At 68.2% G+C, this 15,744-nt stretch carries 23 protein-coding genes and 1 tRNA gene; 11 read left to right on the forward strand and 13 right to left on the reverse strand.

Annotated elements, in window-relative coordinates; translation table 11 throughout:
* Nucleotides 1-35: 35 nt before the first annotated feature.
* From GTY67_RS13095 to GTY67_RS13105, 3 genes are all read right to left on the reverse strand, one after another.
* Complete coding sequence (locus GTY67_RS13095; protein ID WP_093691984.1) at nt 36-1,148, reverse strand: DUF6421 family protein; 1,113 nt, start codon at nt 1,146-1,148, stop codon at nt 36-38.
* A gap of 216 nt (nt 1,149-1,364) precedes the next feature.
* A complete protein-coding gene (locus GTY67_RS13100) occupies nt 1,365-2,399 on the reverse strand; it encodes a winged helix-turn-helix transcriptional regulator (RefSeq protein WP_161278777.1) in 1,035 nt (344 codons plus the stop codon).
* 404 nt (nt 2,400-2,803) lie between these two features.
* Nucleotides 2,804-2,989 carry a hypothetical protein gene (locus GTY67_RS13105; protein ID WP_093691988.1) on the reverse strand — a complete coding sequence of 62 codons (186 nt, stop codon included), beginning with the start codon at nt 2,987-2,989 and terminating at the stop codon, nt 2,804-2,806.
* Nucleotides 2,990-3,574: 585 nt separating this feature from the next.
* Here GTY67_RS13105 and GTY67_RS13110 point away from each other — a divergent pair.
* Nucleotides 3,575-3,647: transfer RNA gene (locus tag GTY67_RS13110), tRNA-Arg, on the forward strand.
* A gap of 413 nt (nt 3,648-4,060) precedes the next feature.
* A complete protein-coding gene (locus tag GTY67_RS34910) occupies nt 4,061-4,324 on the forward strand; it encodes a helix-turn-helix transcriptional regulator (protein WP_161278779.1) in 264 nt (87 codons plus the stop codon).
* Between the two features lie 612 nt (nt 4,325-4,936).
* Here GTY67_RS34910 and GTY67_RS13120 read toward each other — a convergent pair.
* The 3 genes from GTY67_RS13120 to GTY67_RS13130 form a co-directional block, all read right to left on the reverse strand.
* Nucleotides 4,937-5,137 (reverse strand): hypothetical protein, encoded by a 201-nt coding sequence (locus tag GTY67_RS13120; protein ID WP_161278780.1) that lies wholly within the window; start codon nt 5,135-5,137, stop codon nt 4,937-4,939.
* An 81-nt stretch (nt 5,138-5,218) separates the two neighbouring features.
* Nucleotides 5,219-6,400 (reverse strand): helix-turn-helix transcriptional regulator, encoded by a 1,182-nt coding sequence (locus tag GTY67_RS13125; RefSeq protein ID WP_161278782.1) that lies wholly within the window; start codon nt 6,398-6,400, stop codon nt 5,219-5,221.
* A gap of 105 nt (nt 6,401-6,505) precedes the next feature.
* On the reverse strand, nt 6,506-7,147 hold the full coding sequence (locus GTY67_RS13130; protein ID WP_343238669.1) for an HAD family hydrolase: 642 nt from the start codon (nt 7,145-7,147) through the stop codon (nt 6,506-6,508).
* A 53-nt stretch (nt 7,148-7,200) separates the two neighbouring features.
* Between GTY67_RS13130 and GTY67_RS34525 the strand changes: the two genes are divergently transcribed.
* Complete coding sequence (locus GTY67_RS34525; RefSeq protein WP_202461423.1) at nt 7,201-7,377, forward strand: hypothetical protein; 177 nt, start codon at nt 7,201-7,203, stop codon at nt 7,375-7,377.
* 675 nt (nt 7,378-8,052) lie between these two features.
* Complete coding sequence (locus GTY67_RS13135) at nt 8,053-8,277, forward strand: hypothetical protein (protein ID WP_343238670.1); 225 nt, start codon at nt 8,053-8,055, stop codon at nt 8,275-8,277.
* 156 nt (nt 8,278-8,433) lie between these two features.
* Here the strand turns inward: GTY67_RS13135 and GTY67_RS13140 are convergent, their stop codons facing one another.
* The 4 genes from GTY67_RS13140 to GTY67_RS13155 form a co-directional block, all read right to left on the reverse strand.
* Entirely contained in the window at nt 8,434-8,655 is a 222-nt protein-coding gene (locus GTY67_RS13140; protein ID WP_161278784.1) for a hypothetical protein, read from the reverse strand.
* Between the two features lie 145 nt (nt 8,656-8,800).
* On the reverse strand, nt 8,801-8,965 hold the full coding sequence (locus tag GTY67_RS13145) for a hypothetical protein (RefSeq protein ID WP_161278787.1): 165 nt from the start codon (nt 8,963-8,965) through the stop codon (nt 8,801-8,803).
* Between the two features lie 11 nt (nt 8,966-8,976).
* Nucleotides 8,977-9,231, reverse strand: a complete 255-nt coding sequence (locus GTY67_RS13150; RefSeq protein WP_161278789.1) for a hypothetical protein — start codon at nt 9,229-9,231, stop codon at nt 8,977-8,979.
* A 2-nt stretch (nt 9,232-9,233) separates the two neighbouring features.
* Nucleotides 9,234-9,590 (reverse strand): type II toxin-antitoxin system Phd/YefM family antitoxin, encoded by a 357-nt coding sequence (locus GTY67_RS13155; RefSeq protein ID WP_161278790.1) that lies wholly within the window; start codon nt 9,588-9,590, stop codon nt 9,234-9,236.
* Nucleotides 9,591-9,669: 79 nt separating this feature from the next.
* Between GTY67_RS13155 and GTY67_RS13160 the strand changes: the two genes are divergently transcribed.
* Genes GTY67_RS13160 through GTY67_RS13170 form a run of 3 tightly spaced genes read left to right on the forward strand, consistent with a single transcriptional unit; the run spans nt 9,670 to nt 11,155 of the window.
* Nucleotides 9,670-10,008, forward strand: coding sequence for a DUF6233 domain-containing protein (locus tag GTY67_RS13160; RefSeq protein ID WP_161278791.1), 339 nt, complete (start codon nt 9,670-9,672; stop codon nt 10,006-10,008).
* Between the two features lie 41 nt (nt 10,009-10,049).
* Nucleotides 10,050-10,919, forward strand: a complete 870-nt coding sequence (locus GTY67_RS13165) for a DNA ligase (protein ID WP_161278792.1) — start codon at nt 10,050-10,052, stop codon at nt 10,917-10,919.
* A 26-nt stretch (nt 10,920-10,945) separates the two neighbouring features.
* Nucleotides 10,946-11,155 carry a hypothetical protein gene (locus tag GTY67_RS13170; protein ID WP_161278793.1) on the forward strand — a complete coding sequence of 70 codons (210 nt, stop codon included), beginning with the start codon at nt 10,946-10,948 and terminating at the stop codon, nt 11,153-11,155.
* Here GTY67_RS13170 and GTY67_RS13175 read toward each other — a convergent pair whose 3' ends face one another.
* From GTY67_RS13175 to GTY67_RS13185, 3 genes are all read right to left on the reverse strand, one after another.
* The gene (locus GTY67_RS13175; protein WP_161278794.1) at nt 11,156-11,467 is read right to left on the reverse strand and encodes a hypothetical protein; all 312 of its coding nucleotides are present in this window, start codon (nt 11,465-11,467) and stop codon (nt 11,156-11,158) included.
* 266 nt (nt 11,468-11,733) lie between these two features.
* Nucleotides 11,734-12,837 (reverse strand): tyrosine-type recombinase/integrase, encoded by a 1,104-nt coding sequence (locus tag GTY67_RS35485; RefSeq protein ID WP_161278795.1) that lies wholly within the window; start codon nt 12,835-12,837, stop codon nt 11,734-11,736.
* Complete coding sequence (locus tag GTY67_RS13185) at nt 12,834-13,472, reverse strand: hypothetical protein (protein ID WP_161278796.1); 639 nt, start codon at nt 13,470-13,472, stop codon at nt 12,834-12,836. Before GTY67_RS13185 ends, GTY67_RS35485 begins: the two co-directional genes overlap by 4 nt.
* Nucleotides 13,473-13,585: 113 nt before the next feature.
* Between GTY67_RS13185 and GTY67_RS13190 the strand changes: the two genes are divergently transcribed.
* The 4 genes from GTY67_RS13190 (at nt 13,586) to GTY67_RS13205 (ending at nt 15,661) form a co-directional block, all read left to right on the forward strand.
* A complete protein-coding gene (locus GTY67_RS13190; protein ID WP_161278797.1) occupies nt 13,586-13,921 on the forward strand; it encodes a hypothetical protein in 336 nt (111 codons plus the stop codon).
* A 243-nt stretch (nt 13,922-14,164) separates the two neighbouring features.
* Nucleotides 14,165-14,506, forward strand: coding sequence for a hypothetical protein (locus GTY67_RS13195; protein WP_161278798.1), 342 nt, complete (start codon nt 14,165-14,167; stop codon nt 14,504-14,506).
* Nucleotides 14,507-14,578: 72 nt separating this feature from the next.
* Nucleotides 14,579-15,145, forward strand: a complete 567-nt coding sequence (locus GTY67_RS13200) for a glyoxalase/bleomycin resistance/dioxygenase family protein (RefSeq protein WP_161278799.1) — start codon at nt 14,579-14,581, stop codon at nt 15,143-15,145.
* A 99-nt stretch (nt 15,146-15,244) separates the two neighbouring features.
* Complete coding sequence (locus GTY67_RS13205; protein WP_161278800.1) at nt 15,245-15,661, forward strand: hypothetical protein; 417 nt, start codon at nt 15,245-15,247, stop codon at nt 15,659-15,661.
* Nucleotides 15,662-15,744: the final 83 nt, after the last annotated feature.

Consider the following 15,744-nt stretch of genomic DNA (forward strand, 5'->3'; position numbering starts at 1 on the left):
TCCTGCGCGGTCGAACAACGCGGCCGCGCACACTCCTAGACGCCGAGCCGGGCCTTGACCTCGGCGAAATACGGAATGTGCCGGTAATCCCGGGCCTCGGCGTCGTAGTCCGTGTACCGGTTGGTGAAGTCGAGGAGTCGCTTCTTCACGGCTTCCACCGGCTCCTGGTGGATATGGGCCTCGATGCTCTCGATCTCCGAGAGGAAGTCCCGCAGAACGCCGGGAAGTTTCGGCGTGAGACGGATACGCCCGTCGCCCAGCTGAATTCCCCCGTGCCCTTCCAGGAAATTGAAGAGCAGCTGGGAGGCGACGGCGTCGTAGTTGGGGCGCGGGATGCCCTCGACGGCGTACCGCAGCAGCCGCTCGGAGAGGATGAACTCGTAGGCGGCCATCGCCTCCGCACGCGGCAGCTGCGTGTCGTGCAGGCAGGCGAGCATCCCCGACACGTCGACGCGCAGCTCCTCCAGGCCCGCCAGCGGCTTGAGCTTCTTGGCGGAGAGGAACTCCGGGATCGGCATGTCGCCGTGGCGGTGGTGGTACTCGTGCAGCCGCACCCACCAGGAGGAGGCCTGCTCGATCTTGGCGTCCGGGGCGCCCTGGATCATCGGGAAGCTGCCCGGCTCCATCACCTCGTCGATGAGCAGCCGCGTGATCTGGTTGTGGCGCTCCACGAACTTGTTGATGAAGTAGAAGATCAGGTCGTCCGGCCGCTGGATGCCGTCGATGTGGTTCTCCGGGAAGAGCGCCACCACCACCCGGGAGCCGAACCCGGTGGTCAGCCCGGTGATGTTGACGGGCATGGTGTTGCTCGCGTACCGCTCCGCCAGGTAGGGGTCGGTCGGCAGCGTCGCGTACGTCAGGTAGTCGAGGTTGAGCCGCGGGAAGTAGGAGGCGTCGAACAGCGAGAAGATGTGGTTGTCCCGCCGGGTGTTGATGTGCGCCTTGGTCGCTTCCAGCCGCTTTCCCGGTTCGTACACATCGAGATCCTCCAGGAACGCGCGGACCGCCGGGCGGCTCCGCAGGACACGGCTGGAGGAGAGCTTCCGGGAAAGCTCCTTGAGTTCCACCCCGTCCCGCCGGGATTTACGCTCGGGAAGTCCCGAACGTATGGCCTCCACTTCGGCGAAGACCTCGGTCATGTCATCCATGGAATGTCCTTCCGAGAGTGCACCCCAGAGGTCTTCTGAAGTGATCCGTGGAATGGTTGATGGATTTACCCGGCGCGTAGGTGTGCACGCGGGGATCGGCACTCCCGGGCGCAAGTCCCGCACCCGCGACACGGGCACGGGTATCGCGGTACGGGTGCGGGTATCGCGAACTCGGCACGGGCACGGGCATCGCGGCACACGGGCGGGCGGGCGCCGTCAGCAGGCCTCGCGGTTGCGCTCCTCCAGCGCGGCGGCGAACTCGCCCCAGGCGTGGGCGTACTCACGGGCCAGCGCCGCGACCGAGTCGATGTTGTGCGAGGGCACGCGCTCCACGATCCCGGGACACTCGGCGACCCCGCGGCGGCATCCGTCGAGCCAGCGGATCAGCCGTCGGCCGATGTTGTTGTAGCGGATCGAGGGGTCCTTGGTCAGCGCCGCGATGATCGCCTCCGGGTCGGCCGGCTCCTCCCGCTCCGGCTCGGGCCTGACCGGCAGGGCCACCGCCCGGTCCTGCGCGGCCGGCTCCTGGGCCGGCGGCACCTGACGGTGGCGGGGCACCGGCTCCTCGCCGGCCTGGAGGCGCTTGCGGACGTCGTGGGCGGTCGAGGGGGAGACCCCCGCCCGCTTGGCGATCTCACGGATCGAGGCGGACGGGTTGCCCAGCAGCAGCTCGTACGCCTTCATCCGCCCGCTGGAGCCGTCGACCGGCCGGGAACGCCCGTCCTTTCCCACCCGGGTCCCGACCGGACCGGTCTGCGCGGTCAGCTGACCGCGCACCCGCCCGATGGTCCCGGCCGACAGGCCGGTGAGCGAGGCGATCATGCGATTGGACCAGTACGGGTGGGAGGTGACCAGCCGGGCGGCCGCCACGGTGCGGTCGGCACGGGAGAGCAGCAGCCCGCGGCCGTGCACCAGGTTCAGCCGGACCGCCAGGACGAACGCCTCGTCGGCGGTGCCGTCGAACATCACGGCGGCCACCTCCTGCCGGCCCTGGAGGACGGCGGCGCGCACCCGGTGGCTTCCGTCGATGACCTGCATGGTCCCGCTGTGCACGATGACCGGCGGCAGGGCCTCGCCGGACGCGGCGAGCATCCGGCAGTGTTCGTCGTTGAGCCCGCCGGTACGCGGCGACCGGCCGAGACGCAGGGCCCGGACGGGGACCGAGACCGTCGGCCCCCTGCCGAACTCCAGGGCGTCCGGGGCGAGCACGTCGACGGGTAGGGATTCCGGCAGATTGAGGGAGAGACTCACATGATCCTCCGGGCACTGGAGCCGCGGTGACAGGGGCGACCTGGAACAGGTGGGTGCGTGGGGGCGCGGGACCGGCCGTATCGCGTACGGCCGCCGCTCAACTCCGCCCGGGCCAGGGGACACAGGACTCCACTTGCCAGGCGTCGAGTGCGGGGATGAGCCGCACCATCCGCCGGCAGAGCGCGAGTCCCGAAGTCGTCGCGTCCCGCTCGGTCCTTCCCTGAAGGAAGAGGGTGACGGAGAGCCCTTGGGCGGAACGGGATATCCGTACGTGTTCCAGGCGGTCATGGTGTTGCGTGTGCGCCCAGAACGCATCGGTCAACGAAGCGCAGTCGATGCCCGGCTCCCGCCGGCCGTCGCGGGATTTCACGACGGCGACGACTGCGTACACGGTCGGCGGGCCGTTACTTTCCGACGACGCCCCACCCGAAGCCGTCGCCCCCTTCGTCGGAGGTTCCCGTCACCGAGACGCTGACCTGCGAGCCCGGCACGGTGGCGGCCGCGGCGGAGCCCCCCAGAGGCACGGTGACGGCAGCGAGTGCGGCGACGCCGATGAGGGTACGAGCAGCGATGGAAACGGAATACTTCACGGGGGAAACCTTTCCGAAGAAGTGGGCCGAAGGACTTCCCTTTCCCGGGAATTCTCTTCGCTCTGCCTGTCCGGAAGAAATTCTGTCCCGCGCCGGTTCGGCTGTCTGTACCTGCCGCCTTGCACAAAGAGGTCAGGCCGCGTGTGGCCGCTCGTGGCCACACGCGATCAGGCCTCTCATCTCGCGCGTTGCCCCGCTGTCCCCAAGGTGCCATGCAGCATCGTGCCACCACCCACCCCCCACGAACGGCACCCCCACCCACCGGAACCAATGCCTCCACCCCAGAGCCCACCCCGCCCCCGCCTTGGAGCCGCTCCCCCACTCCTCCACTCCTCCACTTCCCACCCGGCCTACGCCCTGGAGCCGCTCCCCCACCCCGCTCCACCGCCCGGGATCCCGCCGCCCCACCCCACAGCAGCTCGGCACCGGCCCACATCCGCTACGCTGTCCATGGTCGGACACCAGCCCGTCCTGCTCCGCGCACCGGCAGCACCACGCGGAACAGCACGAGCCGCCCGACCAGCGGGCTGGCCGACCTCGCCGAAGATCCACTCCAGGTCTTCTCCGAGGCCTCACCCAGCCCCGGCCTTCGTAGCTCAGGGGATAGAGCACCGCTCTCCTAAAGCGGGTGTCGCAGGTTCGAATCCTGCCGGGGGCACAGGTTCTACCAGCACGGATCGCGAGAAGGGCCAGGTCAGGGCACATGCCCGACCTGGCCCTTCTCCGTTGACTCCCGCTCCACTCACGCTCCCAGACGCTCCGTCACGTACTAAGCGCGGGACCTTGCTCCCCAAATTCTCCCCAAGCCCGTTCGCCATAGCCGCAGGTGACGCCAGGCGCTCGACAGAAGTGGCCCCCCGCCGAAGCGAGGGGCCACCGTGTGCCGGGCAGGAGGGTGCCGCCCTCGCGCTGCCCGGCACGTCTTGGTGCGCAGTCCCGTGGTGCGCACAACCATCGGAACACGCGTTCGATTTTTAGCGCAATCCCTCGAAGGAGTGATAACAACAACTGATCAACTTTGTACCACCGATGGTACTGACACCCTTAGGGTGCAGGCCAGAGCGTTGACGCGTGCCGACCGATCCCCTACCCGACTGGGTCCCAGTCCGCCGCCGGGCCATCGGGGACAACGTTCGCGCCGCCCGCACGGCAGCCGGGCTCACCCAGGAAGGGCTGGCCGGCCGCGCCGGGCTTGACCGCAAGACGGTCAACCGGCTGGAGCAGGGCGCCACCAGCCCCCTGCTCGATCACCTGCTCGTCATTGCCGATGTACTCAACGTGCCACTATCCGATCTTGTCCGCGAGGAGGCGCCACCCACCCCAGCCCCGCCGTAGCCACACCAAGTGAAGGGCAGCGAATGTGCACCCTTGAAGGCCCCCACATCGGGAGCGACCGAGCTTACTGACCGGCGAGTCAGCACATTCAGAGCCTTGCTCATGTTTGACTGAAAAACTAGTGCCTGGCGGAAACTGATGCCCTGACCACCTGTCAGGATCACCGCGCGTATAACCCCAGGCCAGGGGCAAGGCGGGCCTTACCGGGCGGTGCGTCGTAGAGCGGCCTGGAGTGGCGAGACGGTGGCCGGATATGGGCGGCACTCCGGATCCCCCACCGGGTGCGCATGGCCGTCCGGGCGGGCACCCGACATGGAGTCCGAGCGATCCAGCAGCACGGACTCCCCGAGGATCGGCTTGTCGCAGCGGGCGCAGATCATGCGGCACCCTCACCCCCGCGGCGAACGACCTCAGCCTGACGGGCGCACGCCGCCCGATCTGGGCACTCCCGGGGGAACCACGAGTACGCCGCACCTTCCGCCGGCGTCACCTTCTGCTCCCCCAGGCCGACGCCCAGCTCAATGCCGAGTGCTGCCAGGCACCAGACGCACACCCAGCCGCGCTGCTGCGCCTCGGTCAGGGTGGTGACCGACGGGAGTGGTCGTCTCGTCTTCACGGCAGTGGCCTTCCCTCGTGCGCCTCGCAGGCGACGACGTTCCACGCCTTGCCGTCGTCGTCGAGGGTGACTTCGCCGGCCGGTGTGAGGGTCTTGGTGACGGCACCGCAGTGCCAGCACGCCAGGCCGTGTAATCGTGCGAACGGCGGCTGGTCGACCACGTTGGCGGGGGCTTGCGGTCTCATGATGGTTCCCATCTGCCCGTTTGCTGCTGACAGACAGATCATGAGGGGCCGCAAGGGCCACAAGTACCCCCGTGAGGGGTACCTCGGGGGTACCTAGTCGGCGTGGCACCACTCGGCAAAGTTCGTCAGGGACTCGGCGTCGGCCCGCTTCAGCCGACGTAGCGTCGCCGCGTCCTCCCGCACCCACGGATGTTCGCGGGTGTGCTGCGGGGCGATCCGCCGGGCCACCTTCAGCGACTCGAAGGCGTCGTCCGCCATGCCGCCCCACAGCTGTGCCCGAGCCAATTCCACGTAGAACCCGGAGCGGCGTTCGGCGGGCATGTCGGCGGGCGGCGCCCACTCGCGGGCCACGTCGAAAGCCCTGCCGACGTGGTCGTCACCAAGACTGACCGCGACGGACACCTCGTGGATACGCACCGAGTCCGGTCCGAACGCGGTGCCCTGGTAGATCCCCTCACGGACCCGGTCGCCGAGGACGCGGGCTTCATCGAGGTGCTCGTCGGCAGCACCCCCCTGGCCGGCGCGCCCGGCGATGACTGCGGCCCGCATATGGAGGGCACCGCGGGCGGCCACGGTCTGGGCGTCGGCAGGGGCAGGGCAGGCGTCGAGGGTCTGCTCCAGGGCACGGAGCCCGGCCGTGTGGGCGTGGGCGGCGAAGAACGTTTCCGTGCGAACGTATCCGACGCTAGCCGTGAGCAGCGGGTCTTGGGCGCCCGGTGCCGCCCATCGCATCAGGTCGATGAGGCGGGCGGACAGGTCGCGGGCCCCGTACTTGTAGGCGACAGCGTCGGCGGACCGGTAGGCGGTGACGAGGAGCCTCGCAACTTCCTGGGCATCGCCGGGCGGGGCCGCTGCGGCTGCACGGGCAAGCTCGCCGAGGAGGTCGGGGATGGTGCGGGCGATCTGCAGATACTGGGCGGACAGGCGCCACGCTGTTGTCTGCGCCACTGCGGTGCGGAGTTCTGGCAGCGGGCGGACTGGGCCGTCGTCCGGCATGTCGTAGGTGGCGATGGCTGCGGACAGGGTGGGCAGGGCGTCCCGGATGCGGGTGGAAACGTGCTCCCGATCAGCGGCCAGTCTCGACGGGTCGACTCCGAGGGCGGCGGCGATGTTGTCGAGGGTGTCGTCGCTGACGCCACGCTCCCCCCGTTCGATCTTCCGGATGGTGCCCAGCGATACGAACGCCGCGTCAGCCAGTTGCTGTTGGGTGAGGCGGGCGATGCGCCGGTAGTAGGCGATGCGGTGGCCTACCGGTCCGGGTTTGGTGGGTGGCATGCTGGCTCCGTTCGGGGCGTCCACTCCGAACCGTACCGGCAGATATGTGCTGTTGGTGCGCGAACAGCCCCGCCCTGACGCGCGCTCTGGGGCGGGGCTGTTCGGTCAGTAGGACACCAGGTCGAGCAGGTCGGTGAGGCTGTTGATCGACCAGTCCGCAGCTGCCTGAACGGCGTCGTCGTCAGCCCACCAGTACCCCCAGGGGCCACGCCGGAGGTGCGCTGTGCGGAGGCCTGCGGCGGCGGCCGGGAAGATGTCGTTGGCGGGGTGGTCGCCGACGTACAGCGTCTCTGACGGCATCGCCCGGGAGGCTTCCAGAACCCGGGCGAAGAACGCCGGGTCCGGTTTGGCGACACCCCACTCGGCGGAGGTGGCGACCAGGTCGGCGGGCAGGTCCAGGTTCCGCAGCATGTCCCCGGCTTTGGCGGTCTGGTTCCCGGCGACGACAACCCGGATCCCGAGCTCCTGAAGCCCACCCAGGGCCGGCCGGACGTCGGGGTACAGGTCTCGCTCCCCCAGTTGCTCGCCGCGACCGGCTGCTTCACGTGCCGCGTATTCGGCGTCGATGTCGATGCCGGGGCGGACGAGTTGGAGGGCGTCGGCGTTGTCCCGGCCCTGCACGACGGCGGCTCCGACGAGGGCGCTGATGGTGTGGTGGGGGATGCCGAGCCAGTCGGCCCAGGTGGCCCAGTAGCGGTCGTCGCGGGTGAGGGTTTCGCCGACGTCGAGGACGATGGTCTCAATCACAATCCGACCCTACGGCAGGGATGATTGTCGGTGCCCGCCCGTAGACTCTGCGCATGCCCACACCCTCACCCCAGTTGCCGCGCGCCCGTTCGCTGGCTGCTGTGAACGAGGAGATCCGGGCGTTGCTGGAGGCGGGTGGTCTGGTGTCGCCGGAGGGTCGCTGCCGGTATGAGGAGCTGTTGGTGGAGTGGGCTGCGGCGGTGCGCGGCGACGTCACCGAAGCGGCGTGACGTGCTCCGAAGGTCAGCAATGGACCGCCAAGTTCAACAAGAGGGCCGTCATCTACAACTAGCAGTTGTTGTAGGTCTAGGTTCATCTACAACGCACGAACGCCCGCCCTCGCGTGGAGGGCGGGCGTAAGGCTGGACGTCTCCGGGGCCTCCGTCCCGTTCGGCTTGACCTCCCCGTTGGGGCACCTTGCGGGTGGGTCTGGCAGCAGACCTGACCTGGTTCCGGCAGACGCGGCGGCGGAGAGACGCCCCATCGCGGATGTGCGTCGCCTGCCCGGAGTAGGCTCCACCGCCCCTTGGGGGGTAGAATCCCGCGCGCCGTTCCGGGCGGAGGTTCCTAGGACTTCCGTCGTTACCACCCCGCCAACCGGGCCCGGCTCGCGAAGCGTTGAACCCAGTTTGCCAGAACGTCAACACCGCTGTCTTGCGGATGAGCTTGTGGTTCTGCTGCAACGAAGAGGCCCCCGCCACGAGCGGGGGCCTTGATCGTGGGCCTACCCTGCCAAGGAGGGCGGGTTCAGTCCACTGCGGCACAGGGGTCGTCCGACTCCGCGTGGGTAGTCGGGCCGCCTTTCAAGCAGCGCGGGGCGTGAAGGCCGGGTCTCGCACCCGGATGCCGCTGCCACCAGCATGGCAGACGGCTCATTGTCAGTGCTGCCGTTTAGGCTTCCGGCCGTGGCGAATCCGAGCGAGAACCTGATCAAGCTGTGCCGTGCTGCTGTTGAGGCGGAGCGTGTGGCGCTGTCCCAGCCGTACACCGAAGAGGGCTGGAAGCCGTGGCGTGAGGCGGCAGAAGCGTTCCAGCGGGCCGTGACCGAGGAGGCTGGGGGCGGCAACCGGTTCGAGCTGGAGCAGGCGGCGAAGGAGGCTGTGCTCCACCCCGAGCCGGACGGCGAGTAGCCCCGGACGCAGCCCCGCCCCCGTCCGGTTCCACTCGGGCGGGGGCGGGTTCAGAAGCAACACCCTGTTTCGCGGGCCCTGTGGGTCCTGGGGGTTGGTGGTTCCAGGTTACGGGGCCGGTATGACAATCCGGGTGGGATCAGACGGCGTGGCGGACTAGCGGCCGACCGCCCACCGCAGGACCTGTACGGTCACGCTTCCCCCAGCGATGATGAGCGCCGCCACCTGGAACCCTGCCCCCAGGAAAGAGGCGACCAACGCCACCGCCGCAATCGAAAGCGCCGACGGCAAGTCCCGCTCAACCGTCACCTTGATCGCCTGGAAAGCGCGGGCGTTTTCCCGCCAGTAGGTGCGGCCAGCGCGGGCGAGTACGTGCACGGTGTCCTCCTCGGGTGCCCCCGCCGGCGGGGGAGGCGACGGGGGCAATGCCAGTGTGGCAGGGCAGGTACGGGCAGGGTGGGCGATACGCTGACACGGCGACGCCCCGGCCACTTGTCCTGGTCGGGGCGTCGCGCTGTGCGAGCTACTGCCCGGTGGTCGATGGTGCGAGCGCGCTCCACCCCTGGGACTCCAGCTCGGCAAGGCGGGTGAGGTCGCTGGCCGCGCGGTTCGTTACGCCGTACTTCTCTCGGAGGTAGTCGGCAGCCAGCCGGAGGGTCTCCTCGCGGACTTCCTGTGTGCCGCTCATGGTCGTGGTCCTCACTGCTCGGTGGTGGCGGTAACCCGCTGCACTACAGGGGTCCCGTCGCGGACGACCTCAGTCCACCCGTCGGCCTCCAGAGCCAGGGTCCACGACTCTCCAACGCCGCTGCCCTTTGCATCGAGGGTCGGAAGCTCCGCCCCTCCCTCCAGTGCGGCAGTCGCGATGCTGTACGGGTCGGTCACGCCGTCGGGGACCTCAACCACGACGGTGGCGTAAGCGACCGTCTGGACATCGACTTGGTACCTGGTCACGGTCAGCTCTCCTTGGTCGGTTCGTTGGCGAGGACGTTGACGGCAGGGGCTTCATCGGGGCGGATGTCCCACTGGACGTTCACGACGTCCCAGAAGTTCTCATTGCCGTCGGGGGTCTCCACGAGGATGGACTCCCCGATACGCGGCACGCCGGGGAAGGTGTAGCTGACGGCCTCCCGGTCGCCGAGGTACAGCCAGACCTGGACGCCGACGAGCGGCTTGATGGCTGCGACGGGGCCGATGGCGGCGACAGGTCGCCCGTGTCGAGTGAGGCTGATGACTTCGCCGGTGGAGCGTGTGTGATCGGCGATGTCGCCGAGTTGGCCTCGTGCGGCTTCGATGCCGTAGGACTTCTCCATGGAAGAACCTTAAGGCCTGTAAGGTTCCTAGGCAAGCCCCAGCACCCCAGGACGCTCGGCGCACACTAGACTCGAACGCATGTACGACCTGCCGCCCGACCTGCCACGCCTCCGAACCCTCCGCACCTGGTACGCCATGTGGCTCGTGCGCATCGACCAGGCGATCCAGCAGGCCGAGGAGAAGCAGCGGGCCGAGGAGCTCAAAGCCCAACGGGAAGCCGCCGCCACCCCCGACTGGGTCGTCGAGCTCGGCATCGGACAAGGCGCACCAGCAGTCGACGTCCACATCGGCGGATGCCACATGGCAGGCAAAAGGCGGAAGGCCATCAGCCGCGACGAAGCTGTCCAGCTCATCAGTCAAGGCGTCAACGCCTGCACCCACTGCCGACCCGACACCGAACTCGGGCTGCTGGAGTAACCCCGCGAGCGGCCCACGCGCCCCCGGCGCACGATCAGGCTGTGGAGTACCCGGTCAAGCCCGCCCTCGCCCAAGCCGTCCCCGTCATCCCCGACGGGCCCGGGTGGTGGTACGAGCCCAAATTCGACGGGCACCGCACCATCCTCCGACGCACCGAAGAGGCGGTCATCCTCTACGCCAGGTCAGGGCGCGACATCACCACCCACTGGATGGACCTCGCCGTCGCAGGCATGCAGCTGCCACCTGGGACCACACTGGATGGCGAGGCGGTGATCTGGCAGGACGGGAAGATTGACTTCGGGGCAGCCCAGTCCCGGGCCGCATCCAGCGTCACCCGGGCCTACAAACTGGCCGCACAACACCCCGCCTCCTACCTGGCCTGGGACGTCCTCGAACACCCCGACCAAGGGCAGGTCACCTCGCTCCCCTACACCGAGCGGCGCCAACTGCTCGTCGACCTCCTCCACGACATCCAGCCCCCCATCCAAGCTGTGCCCGCCACCGACGACCGAGACGTCGCCGTGGCCTGGTACGACGGGCTCCAGGAGCAAGGCATCGAAGGGATCGTCGCCAAGAAGGGGACGGCGTCGTATCCGCTCGGCCAGCGCGGGTGGCTCAAGATCAGGCACGCCGATACCGAAGACGCGCTCGTCGTCGGCTACCTCGGACCCCGACGCCGGCCCCACCGGCTCGCACTCGCCATCGGCGATGAGGGCGGGCCCATCCGGCTGTCCGCACGACTCGACCCCGTACTCGCCGGCAGGATCGGTGAGGCGCTCACCGCAGCCGAGGTCATCGGGGAACGGCGGGCCGACGGGGAGACCTACACCTGGGTCGACAGCGACGTGACCGTTGAAGTCCTCGCCGGCTCCGGCAGGCACGGGACACTCACCGTCACCCGCATGCGGTAGCAGCCCGCCGGGAGCACCCTGGAGGTATGGCCGCGCCCATCGTCATCCACCGTCCCTCCCCCACCGGCGGCCGGCGAGTCACCATCCAAGGACAGATCGCCGGACTCGCGTACAACGACGCCGACGTCGTCGAGTTCCTCCGCCGGGCCGGGCTCCCAGACGCCGACGACCTCCTCGACCAGGCCAGCTGGGTCGAATGGCGCGGCGGCAGGGCACACCACTACGAAGCGGCATGACTAGCGGCGCGGCTGGCCGCCCATAGGCGTACTGATCGGGAGAGGCTCACCAGCGGGCCTCAGGACTTTTCGCCGCTCGGGGATGAACTCCTCCTCATAGAGCAGGTGCGCAGATTCCACGGCCTCCTCGAAGCCCTCGGGGTCAGCTGCCCACTCTTTGCCAGTCCCCTGCATGCTCCACATGGAGACAGTCCAGAACTCCTGATCGCCGGGCTCTTCAGGGGCGTGGTACTTGATGTCCCCGATCCAGTCGTCGCCCTCGTACAGCTTGAACGCCTTCGGGTTGTCGCCCTGCCGAAGCTCAATGCCCATAGCGGCCCTTCCTTCGCGCGGAGCGGAGACGCTACTCCGACGGGTCAACCTCACACAATGGAATCTCAGGGTTCCGCCGAGAGCCGCACCCCGGGCAGCCGCTTGGCCTCCCGTGGGGAGCCGGGAGGAGCGGCAGGCCCCGCCCGCGACGGGGGGCGCGGGCAGGGCCTGAGAGTGGAAACCTCGCCCTGGAAGGAGGGGTCTCACAAGGGCAACGATGCACCCGAACCCGCCACAGGGGTAGAGGTGTGACCGGAAACGGTTGATCAGGGTGCGGCGGGATTGTCAGCGTCCCGGCCCTGTACCCGCAGCATGCTTAGCGCGGCGGATCGCCGACCGTCGTCAGTACGCTTTCCTGCTCGCCTCAAGCCGACCTTGCGATACTTTTCCACCTGCTCCGTCGACGACCAGTCACCCGTGATCTCTTTGATCTCGGCAGCCGAGTAGCCCGCCGCCCCGAGATCCGTCGGCACGCCAGCTCGCAAGCCGTGTGCGGTGATGTCGGCTGCGACGTCCACCTCGGCGCGCTCCGCGATGCTTTTGACGAGGTTGTTCACCGCTTGTCGGGTCACACCCCATCCTTGCGGGCTGACGCTGCCGAGGTTGCCCCAGCGGTCCACCGCGCGCAGCAACGGTAGACCGCGGCCGGTCTGACCGTTCTCTGCGAGATGGACGAGCCAGTCTTTCACCGCTGCGAGGCAGGCCGGGTCGTCGATCTCGTACTCCCGGCCGACATCGGTCTTGTCGTTCTTGCTCACGCGCTTCGTGGCGACCAAGAGCTCGGAGCTGACGAACTCAAGGTCGCCCACCCGTAGCTGAGACAGTTCGGAGGCGCGCGCCCTCATGTAGTACCCCAGCAGTAGAAGTACACGATCGCGCTTGCCGGCAGGGGTTTCTGCGGGGCAGGCGGCAAGCATGAGGCGAAGCCTCTGGAGGTCGACCGGAGCCGACGAGTTCTGCCCACGACCAGCTTTCTGCCAGGCGTGTCGATGGTCCTGGTAGATCTTGAGCGCCGCAGCCTGATCAGGATGTTGTTCGTAGCCAGCGCGGGCGTTCATGTGGCGGATGGCCGCGACGCTGAGGCGCAAAACGCCCGGCTGGAGGTCCCGCCTACGCAGATGGGAGATGTACGAGGTGAGGTTCTCCTCGCTCGTGGGAGGCCCTGGCATGCGCCCCAAGGGTGCGCACCAGCGCGCGAAGGCCTTCCAGCGGTCTTCATAGGTCTGTCGCGTGTTCTCCCGCCCTGAGTTGGCGAGGTCTTCTGCGGCCTCAGGCGTGAGAGTCGCGTTGATGTCTACGACAGCCGGCAAGGCTGACGTCTCAGCCGCCACCAGCTCGGCATCATGGACGGCTTCGAGTTCGGCGGTCACGCGAGGAACCTTTCTGCGGCCTGCCGGATGATCCCTCCGGGGTCGGCTGCATCCTCTCGGTCTTGCATGGTCGCGTAGAAGAACAGCCAGATGTCGTCAGAACCATAGGGCCAGCGGGCGACGATCCCTCCTTCAGTGAGGTGCAGGAAGGTTCGAGAGGCGTCGGTGTATCCGATCTCCAGGGGGGCGCTGTCGGCCCACGGACACAGTGGTCGTTCCACCTCCTTGCCGTAGCCGTCGATCCAAGGCATGGCTGCGTCCTGCGGCCAGGACAGCCGGGCATCGCCGTCATGACTGTTGCCCTCATACACCGTGGCGGCGAACTCGGCCGGCAAGCCTTCTGTGAGTCGTCTTTGATTGCCGGCCCGGTCAGCGTCGCGACCAGGCGAACTGCCCACGGGCACGATCAGCTTGATGACCTTGCCTGTGGCGATCAGGTAGTGCACGCGCGAGTAGGCCGCGACTTGCCCGTCGGTCCAACCTCCGTAGGGCTGCCCGATGGCGTGGGTGTAGTCGATCCCTGCCCGGTCTTCGATCATGTCGCGGTAACTGGCGATGAGCCTTCGGCCGTCTTCGGTCCCACGAAGCTTTCTGGCGTAGTTCTCTGCGGCTTGAGCGTGGATGGCTCGCGCCATGAACACCTCCGATGTGGTTCGAGTCTGACTACGCAAAGGGTACCAATCTCACGTTCCATAAGTGGAGTTATGGAACGTGATGCCTGAGATCGATACCGCGCTACCCTCCGCCCATGACAACTCGCCGCCCCTTCCACCCTGGAGACGGACGCCTCCGTTACGTGGGACCCGCCACCGTCGTCTTTCAGGACGGAAGTGAAGTCCCCGTCACCGCCTCCCTCGTCTTGCGCCACGACCCAAGCCGCGACGACAACCGCGAGTCAGACCGGGACAGCACCTGGACCGGCAGCGTCACCCTTGTTGATGAGTCCTCAGACGTCGACCTCTCGGACGCGTTCCCCGGAGTGCTCCGGCTGCCCAACGGGCGGCAGAGCGAGTTCATGGCCACCGGCGGCCGGCGTGAGAGTGGCTGCTCGGGCATCGGGCCAGCGCCCTTCGTCAACGCCTGACCCCGCACGCAACACTGCGCCTCGCCCTCGGATGAGAGCGGGGCGCAGGCGCGTCTGCCTCTCCCCCGCTGTTTGGTCACAACTCCGTCATCACCGTCGCCCCTCTGGCGTTGGTCCGCATGCCAGGATTCTTGAACACCGCGACACCTTGCAAAGTATGGGTTGAAACTGCTAAAGTATGTGTTGTCGGAAGGGGGGAGCACCCCGAACGACAAGCAGATTCCCAACTCAAAAGAGGTAGCCGTGACAGACGGAACCCTGTCTCTCCCCGAGAGACTGAACATCGTCTACCAGCGCCTGACAGCGCTACCACCGGCAACAGGCCCCGAGGAAGCCCTCCGCCAACTCGCCGAAACGCTCACCAGCGTCGAAGACGAATACAGCGGAATCCCCGAGGACCCGAACCCCGGACTCGCCTTCGACGGCAGGATGTACCCGCCCCGCGCGGACTACACCACCCGGCAGGACGACGGCACGCTGGTCGCAGTCACCAAAGGCAACGTGATCTACGCGAAGCCCGACGGCGAACTGATCATCACCAGCAGGCGGAACGGCGAAACGGTCTACCAGCGTCCCGGCGCATAGACCACCGCCCGCCCCGGCACCCAGCCGGGGCGGGCACCCCTCCGTCACAGCTACCGCCCCAGGAGACAACCGATGCACCTCAACCTCATCGTCATCTACACCGACCACCTCGACGCCTGCCACGCCTTCTACACCAGCCTCGGCCTCACCTTCGCCAAGGAACAGCACGGCACGGGTCCGGAGCACTACGCCACCGAACTCGACGCCCGGACCGTGTTCGAGCTGTACCCGGCCAGCACCCGCCGCCCCGCCACCGGATCACTGCGCCTCGGCCTCAACCTGACCGCCGGCCCCCTCACGCCGCCCGTGGGCCGACACACGCACACCGACCCGGACGGGCGCACCGTCATACTCACCATCACCCAGGAGGCACACCCCATGACGACAGCCGACGAAGCCCGAACAGCGATCCACCACGCGCTCGGCGACACCGCCCACACCGATATCAAGACGCTGCCCGCCGGGAACCTGGCCATCACCATCACCAAGGGCGACCACACGGCAACGATCGACGGCCACAACTCCAGCGGCTGGGGCTGGACCATCGACCCCGCCGAGGACGACGGATTCACCGGCCACGAGACCATCGCCCCGACCCTGGACGAGGCGCTCACCAGCATCCGCGCCGCCCTGGTCTGACCGCCTGGGGCCGACGGGGCGGGGCCCTAAGGCCCACCGCCCAAAAGCGGGGAGCACGCCCCGTCGGCCAGCAGATTCCCCCGGAGGAGAACCACCACCATGGTAGCCACCAGCGCGCCCACACCCCCTGAGGGGCGGCCGGGCGTCACCTACGCGGAGATCGCCGCCCACTACGACCTGGCCCCCCGCTACGTCGCAGAGAACACCCGCTGGGGCCGCCACCCCGGCTGGCCGGCTGCTGTCGCCAAGCGCGGCCGATCAGCCGAATTCGACGCCGCCTCAGTCCACGCCTTCGTCCAGCAGCACCACACCCGCCAAGCCCCCGGCCTGGACCCGGCCCGCCTCTACACGGCCACCGAGATCGCCACCCACACTGGGCTCAGCCCCGCCACCATCTACGCCGACATCAGCCGCAACCGGTGGCCCGCCCCCGACCAGGAACTCAACGGCGCACGCCTCTGGTACGGCTCGACCGTGACAGACGTGCTGGCGAGGCGGCGCAGCTACGGGCGCTGACCGCACCTGCGGGTCACGAAAGCATCACTTACGGAAGAAGAGGGGCCACCCGGTGAAGCCGGGTGGCTACGGTCGGGTCCTCA

The sequence above is a fragment of the Streptomyces sp. SID8374 genome, assembly GCF_009865135.1.
Taxonomy (GTDB): domain Bacteria; phylum Actinomycetota; class Actinomycetes; order Streptomycetales; family Streptomycetaceae; genus Streptomyces.

Excerpts from the sequence above, each read along its gene's own strand:
- GTY67_RS13095 (WP_093691984.1), bottom strand. The coding sequence starts at position 1,148 with ATGGATGACATGACCGAGGTCTTCGCCGAAGTGGAGGCCATACGTTCG.
- GTY67_RS13120 (WP_161278780.1), bottom strand. The coding sequence starts at position 5,137 with ATGGGAACCATCATGAGACCGCAAGCCCCCGCCAACGTGGTCGACCAG.
- GTY67_RS13125 (WP_161278782.1), bottom strand. The coding sequence starts at position 6,400 with ATGCCACCCACCAAACCCGGACCGGTAGGCCACCGCATCGCCTACTAC.
- GTY67_RS34525 (WP_202461423.1), top strand. The coding sequence starts at position 7,201 with ATGCCCACACCCTCACCCCAGTTGCCGCGCGCCCGTTCGCTGGCTGCT.
- GTY67_RS13145 (WP_161278787.1), bottom strand. The coding sequence starts at position 8,965 with ATGAGCGGCACACAGGAAGTCCGCGAGGAGACCCTCCGGCTGGCTGCC.
- GTY67_RS13155 (WP_161278790.1), bottom strand. The coding sequence starts at position 9,590 with ATGGAGAAGTCCTACGGCATCGAAGCCGCACGAGGCCAACTCGGCGAC.
- GTY67_RS13160 (WP_161278791.1), top strand. The coding sequence starts at position 9,670 with ATGTACGACCTGCCGCCCGACCTGCCACGCCTCCGAACCCTCCGCACC.
- GTY67_RS13170 (WP_161278793.1), top strand. The coding sequence starts at position 10,946 with ATGGCCGCGCCCATCGTCATCCACCGTCCCTCCCCCACCGGCGGCCGG.
- GTY67_RS13175 (WP_161278794.1), bottom strand. The coding sequence starts at position 11,467 with ATGGGCATTGAGCTTCGGCAGGGCGACAACCCGAAGGCGTTCAAGCTG.
- GTY67_RS13185 (WP_161278796.1), bottom strand. The coding sequence starts at position 13,472 with ATGGCGCGAGCCATCCACGCTCAAGCCGCAGAGAACTACGCCAGAAAG.
- GTY67_RS13190 (WP_161278797.1), top strand. The coding sequence starts at position 13,586 with ATGACAACTCGCCGCCCCTTCCACCCTGGAGACGGACGCCTCCGTTAC.
- GTY67_RS13200 (WP_161278799.1), top strand. The coding sequence starts at position 14,579 with ATGCACCTCAACCTCATCGTCATCTACACCGACCACCTCGACGCCTGC.
- GTY67_RS13205 (WP_161278800.1), top strand. The coding sequence starts at position 15,245 with ATGGTAGCCACCAGCGCGCCCACACCCCCTGAGGGGCGGCCGGGCGTC.